The following is a 3,128-nucleotide window of genomic DNA, read 5'->3' as shown; positions in this document are numbered from 1 at the left end:
GAACGTAAAGCTCAACCGCCGCTGAAGCAACCATCGAACATCTTAAAATCTTCCTTCCTGTAAAACCTAAGCAAAGTCGAGCGCGGTTAGCGGTCGGATGCAGCGACTTGTTCGGCCACATTCTTACCACGCAGCTGCATCGAAATATACGTAGCCATCTTCCCATCCGACTAATATTCGATATCCCGGCTCGTAATGAAAATACATCGGAGGATTCTCAGGCGCAAACCAGCTAGCAGCCCCAGTCCATGAAAAATAATCGCTGCCAGCCCCGCCAGCTTCTTTACGCGTTGCACCAACTCGTCGCGCATACTCAGCGACTTCGCTCTCAGGAATACGGGCTTTAACCACGCGTACAAAGTCTCCGGTGAAGCCAACATCTTCGTAATGCTCCTGAATATCAGTAGCGCCCTCTGGCAAATTACGAACAGCTTTCGAAGGAAGAAATGTATCTAAGACGACTACAATCAATATAGCTACACAGATGATTCCGAGTATCCAAAAGCATCCTCGTGATGGCTTCTTCATAATTATTGCCGAACGTCAACGGCCTGCCGCCCGCTACTGGGAGCGCCCCTCCGAATCTGGTTTAGGTTTTAAATTGTCCTCCAGCTTCGACTCCGGAGCGGTAGCGGGTTGGTCAGCGCCGACTTGTTCTACATTGTTTGGTATCCAATCACCGCGTCTCCACTCACCATTCTCCCGCTCTACCTTCACAACGGTCACCTTAGTAGGAGTGACATCAAGATAAACACGATGCCGCAGTGGATCGTTTCCGGTGAATGAAGGAAGTGGGGAGCGGAAAATACTATAGATCAGATGCCCTTCTTCATTCCACCCAACGACTTCATCTCTTCCACGGGGACGCAGATGCTTAACATCTGGGGAAGGAAATCCAGTCAGCTTCTTGTAATCTGTTGGGAGTGATGGTGCCGATACAAACTTGCCCTTCTTGTTGAGAACGTAGACCACGCACGATGAGTAAAATCTGTCGTCTACGGTGATACCAAATGCCTTCCCGTCAGGTCGCCAGTCCACACGCACATGCTTCCGAAGTGGGCGCTCATCATCGCCCGGCGAACCAAAATATGCGACGGAAGCTAACACCTCCCCTGAGCCCTTTCGAGTGATCTCGATTTGAGGGAAGCTGTCGCCCTTCCATCCAGGCGATATCTTCGGGTCTCGATCAATATCCATCACAACGTGGATCTTCCCATCTGGCGAACGCGAATCAGGCACCTCTGGAACATCAGCGTGCGCAATGCCAGCAAAGATTAGTACAGTTAGGATAGCGCGTTTCATTTTTTGTAGAACGTTACTCATGACCCGCTTGGGAATCAGGCTTTGACCTAATCGACGGGCGTTGTCCAAGTAGGGTCCATGAGCTGGTTATGCATTTCTATTTTTTAGATTCTGATCAAACAGAACACTATTTTTAGGATGCTCCATAATCCACCACATATCCTCTCTATATAATACAGCGAGATCTAGGTCTGGAAAAATAATGATATTACTGTCATCAGACGGGTAACAGAAATCGTCCCAATGATCTAAAAATATACCCCAGTTTGATGCAACACAAACTTCTGAATGCCAGAAGAAATAGATCTTTAAACTACGGTCACAAGAAATCCGTTGATGGAGCTCTTTGATTACCTCTGCCACATTATCATCTGCAAATGATTGAAAAGAAAAATCAGGTAAATCTATATGATTGCCGATAATTAATTTACACAAGTGATTCGAGGTACAAGTAGAGTTAGAGTAAACGTGTTGCTCCCACAGACCTTTGGATCGCTCTATCTCTAATGGCTGAAAGTGGAGAAACTCCTCTGCAGTCAGCTGCGTATACTTCTCCGCATCAGAAAACCTCCAAATTAGCTCAAAAGACTCTAAGGCATCGATATTCGGTATCATTTATATTCCTGCATAACGTCAAAGCTCACAGAATCCCTGACCGGGAGCGAGCGTTGATTCTAGGGTTGAGGTTTGAATGGTCATGAGAAATTCGACTCGGAGCGGGTCAGGGGTTCTGTGCAGCGACTTGTTATGCCTTGGGTTTTCTCGGTGCGAAGTCACTCTTGTGGTCGATGACCAATCGATGAGCAGACACCTGCATCTCTTTGTCGATTCAGACGAAGGTTCCCCACTTCGATTCAAGTTCCCGCAGAGCATCATCCAAAGACTCCCGATCACTCTCCGACAACTCGGCATAGGGCTCCTCGTGGTCTGGAATCAGGTTCCTGTATCCGAATCGATCCAAAATGGCGAGGCACTCCGAAACTGCTTCGGCAGCTTTGGTCGCTCCGCATCGTTCGAGGCTGGGTAACACCTGGAAAAGCACTGAGTGATGTCCCTCTATTATCATGTCGAAGAATCCGTTCCGCCAACCGCACGACAAGCGCCCGACAAATCTTGGAACCTCCTCGCAGGGAAGAAGTCTCTGATCGGGCATGCCTAGCGAATCAGAAAAGTACGACAGGACCTCGTAGTGTTCGCGATCTCGCAGAACTTCATCGATGTCGTATGAGATTGGATTCCGGTCGAAATCAGTAAGTTCCTTCGAACTCTCTTCCTTCGATTCGATCTTCTCGCAGTCTTCGCAGAGGATAGAAAGACCGCCGATGTCCAAGAACTCAGTCACTCGACCACAGCGGCGGCATTTCTTGTTCGGAGTGTCCGCCAGCAGGCCAGAGATGTCCGATTCTTTTGGCATAACGTCTAGCACACCAACCGCTGACCGCTCAGCGCGCTACGTTCTTGGGTTGGGATTGAAATTGTCATAAAGGTCATTAATTCGGAGAGGAAGCGGTTGGGTGCTGCGGCTTGTTCTGCAAAGTTAATTTGTTGGGATTAGTGAGTAGCTCTACTAGCAGCTTTATATCAGTTTGCTTTACGAAGCTTTAAAAGGGGCTCCATAAGCTCTTCAATAACTTCCTTAATTGCTGTATATAGTAGAGTGAATGCGATCATATAAATTGCGTCTATCGTCGTTTGGCTTTCAGTGGTTATAAACAGATCAAGCAGTTTTTTGAATATTGAGAAAGCTGCGAAGGCTATGCCGATAGAGACAAGAACTTTGATTATGTAGAGTAGGGTTTTAGACATGGGTTATTTAGCAGAACGTC

At 47.6% G+C, this 3,128-nt stretch carries 4 protein-coding genes; all 4 read right to left on the bottom strand.

Translation table 11 applies throughout. The annotated features are described in order from the left end of the window. Positions 1-123 precede the first annotated feature (123 nt). The 4 genes from JIN82_RS02315 to JIN82_RS02300 all read right to left on the bottom strand — a co-directional run bounded on the left by JIN82_RS02315 (position 124) and on the right by JIN82_RS02300 (position 2,716). Entirely contained in the window at positions 124-528 is a 405-nt protein-coding gene (locus JIN82_RS02315; protein ID WP_200310027.1) for a hypothetical protein, read from the bottom strand. A 33-nt stretch (positions 529-561) separates the two neighbouring features. Continuing rightward, positions 562-1,038, bottom strand: coding sequence for a hypothetical protein (locus tag JIN82_RS02310; protein ID WP_200310026.1), 477 nt, complete (start codon positions 1,036-1,038; stop codon positions 562-564). 351 nt (positions 1,039-1,389) lie between these two features. Further along, positions 1,390-1,917, bottom strand: coding sequence for a DUF2947 family protein (locus JIN82_RS02305; protein WP_200310025.1), 528 nt, complete (start codon positions 1,915-1,917; stop codon positions 1,390-1,392). Positions 1,918-2,131: 214 nt separating this feature from the next. Beyond that, the gene (locus JIN82_RS02300; RefSeq protein WP_200310024.1) at positions 2,132-2,716 is read right to left on the bottom strand and encodes a V-type ATP synthase subunit I domain-containing protein; all 585 of its coding nucleotides are present in this window, start codon (positions 2,714-2,716) and stop codon (positions 2,132-2,134) included. Between the last annotated feature and the right edge of the window lie 412 nt (positions 2,717-3,128).

It is taken from the genome of Persicirhabdus sediminis (assembly GCF_016595495.1).
Classification (GTDB): Bacteria; Verrucomicrobiota; Verrucomicrobiia; order Verrucomicrobiales; family Akkermansiaceae; genus Persicirhabdus; species Persicirhabdus sediminis.
Note: the sequence above shows the minus strand (reverse complement) of the source record. Positions and strands in the feature narration are given on the sequence as shown.